Genomic DNA, 2,236 nt, shown 5'->3' with positions numbered 1-2,236 from the left:
ATCCCGCAGGCGTACTACAACAAGCAGGAGGGCATCACCAAGATCTCGACCGAGACCGGCGCGGGCCAGTGGGGCAGCGCGCTGTCGATCGCCGGTGCGCTCTACGGCATCGACATCGAGGTCTTCATGGTCAAGGTCTCGTACAACCAGAAGCCGTACCGCCGCATCCTCATGGAGACCTACGGCGCCACGGTGCACGCGTCGCCGACGGATCTCACCGACGCCGGCCGCCACGTGCTGGCCGTGGACCCCGAGTCGACCGGCTCGCTCGGTATCGCGATCTCCGAGGCCGTCGAGGTCGCCATGAAGAACGACGACACCCACTACTCGCTCGGCTCGGTGCTCAACCACGTGTGCCTGCACCAGACGATCATCGGCCTGGAGGCCGTCGAGCAGATGGCGCTGGCCGATGACGAGCCCGACGTGGTCATCGGCTGCGTGGGCGGCGGCTCGAACTTCGCCGGCCTGGCGTTCCCGTACTACCACCGGAAGGTCCAGGGCAAGAGCAACGCGCGCCTGCTGGCCGTCGAGCCGAAGGCGTGCCCGACGCTGACGGCGGGCGAGTACCGCTACGACCTCGGCGACGAGGCCGGCATGACGCCGCAGATGCTGATGTACACGCTGGGCCACGACTTCGTGCCGGCAGGCATCCACGCCGGCGGTCTGCGCTACCATGGCGACTCGCCGCTGGTCAGCCAGCTCGTGCACGAGGGCGAGGCCGAGGCGGTCGCGGTGAACCAGGTCGCGTGCTTCGACGCCGCGGTGCAGTTCGCCAAGGCCGAGGGCATCCTGCCCGCCCCGGAGTCGAGCCACGCCATCCGCGCGGCCATCGACGAGGCGCTCGCGGCGCAGGCGGCCGGCACCGACAAGGTCATCCTGTTCAACCTCTCCGGCCACGGCCACTTCGACCTGGCCGCGTACGAGGCGTACAACTCCGGCTCGCTGCAGGACTATGATTTCGCAGCGGGCACGCACGTCGAGGGCTAGGAGCACACACACGCATGGGGGCGTTCCGCACCCGCATCAAGGTCTGCGGGCTCACCCGCCCGCGCGACGCCGCGCTCGCCGTGGCGGCGGGTGCGGACGCCCTCGGCGTCGTGTTCGCCGACAGTCCTCGTTGCATCTCGATCGACCGGGCGCGCGAGGTGTTCTCGGCCGTGCCCCTGTTCGTCACCCGGGTCGGTGTGTTCGTCGACTCCGGCCCGGAGTTCGTCGCCCGGGCGGTGACCGAACTCGGGTTGCACGCCGTGCAGTTCTCCGGCGGTGAGGACCCCTGGCGCTGCCTCTCGGCTCCCGTGCCCGCCATCAAGGCGCTGCGCGTGGCCGGCATCGTCGAACGCTCGGCGATGGAGATCTACCGGGGCAAGGCGGCCGCGATCCTGCTCGACACCCACGTGCCGGGCAAGGCGGGCGGCACCGGCGTGCCGTTCGACTGGCACGCGGTCGCGCCGCTGCCCGACTGGGCTCCGACGATCGTGGCCGGCGGGCTGAACGCCGGCAACGTGGGCGCCGCGATCGCCGCGCTCAACCCGTACGCGGTCGACGTGTCCAGCGGCGTCGAGTTCGAGCCGGGCATCAAGGACGCGGTGCGGCTCGTCGAGTTCTGCTCGGCCGTGCGTGAGGCCGACCGGGAGGTGTACCGCTCGTGAAGATGAAGCACCTCGCGTTCCTCGTCCTCGCGATCGCGCTCGCGCTGTCCGGCACCGCCGGGTGCAAGCCGGCGCCGGGGGGATCCGGCGGGGCCGGGGACTCGGCCGGCGGCTCCGGGTCAGGCGCCGCCACTCCCGCCGCGGAGGGGCAGAAGGCGCCCCCGGCCGATCCGTCACGTCAGCTGCTCGTCCTCGGCCGCTCGGTGATGACCGGCTGGATGACGCACTGGGGCGGCGACGCCTCGACGCCGGCGCAGTGGGAGGGCTACACCGTCACCTTCCGCGAGATCGGCGGCCCGCCCGACATCGCCGACTCCGCTGTGGCCGCCATCAACGAGGCGCCCGCCGGCTCCACCGTGCTGTTCAAGTTCTGCTTCGTGGACTTCAACGGAGGCGACTACGCCAACGAGCTCGCCGCCTACGACGGCCACCTGAAGCGCATCGCTGACGCCGCGAAGGCGCGGGGTGTGACGCTCGTCCTCGGCACCGCACTGCCCAGGGTCCCCGGCGAGACGACGCCTCAGCTGGTCGCCGAGCACCGCGAGTTCGGCGAGCGCGTGAGCACGCTGGCCGAGCAGCGCACGATC

At 71.3% G+C, this 2,236-nt stretch carries 3 protein-coding genes; all 3 read left to right on the top strand.

Translation table 11 applies throughout. From position 1 onward, the window contains the following. Positions 1 to 987 (top strand): TrpB-like pyridoxal phosphate-dependent enzyme (locus FDZ70_09530; GenBank protein TLM69747.1); only part of this gene is annotated, 987 nt, incomplete at its 5' end. 14 nt (positions 988 to 1,001) lie between these two features. Then, complete coding sequence (locus FDZ70_09525; protein ID TLM69746.1) at positions 1,002 to 1,649, top strand: phosphoribosylanthranilate isomerase; 648 nt, start codon at positions 1,002 to 1,004, stop codon at positions 1,647 to 1,649. Then, positions 1,646 to 2,236 (top strand): hypothetical protein (locus FDZ70_09520; protein TLM69745.1); only part of this gene is annotated, 591 nt, incomplete at its 3' end. The genes FDZ70_09525 and FDZ70_09520, both read left to right, overlap by 4 nt.

It is taken from the genome of Actinomycetota bacterium, from assembly GCA_005774595.1.
Taxonomy (GTDB): Bacteria; Actinomycetota; Coriobacteriia; order Anaerosomatales; family D1FN1-002; genus D1FN1-002.
The sequence above is the reverse complement of the archived record's forward strand: the minus strand, read 5'-3'. Positions and strand labels throughout refer to the sequence as shown.

What these genes read in the sequence shown, in the direction of transcription:
- FDZ70_09525 (TLM69746.1), top strand. Translation starts at nt 1,002, where the DNA reads ATGGGGGCGTTCCGCACCCGCATCAAGGTCTGCGGGCTCACCCGCCCG.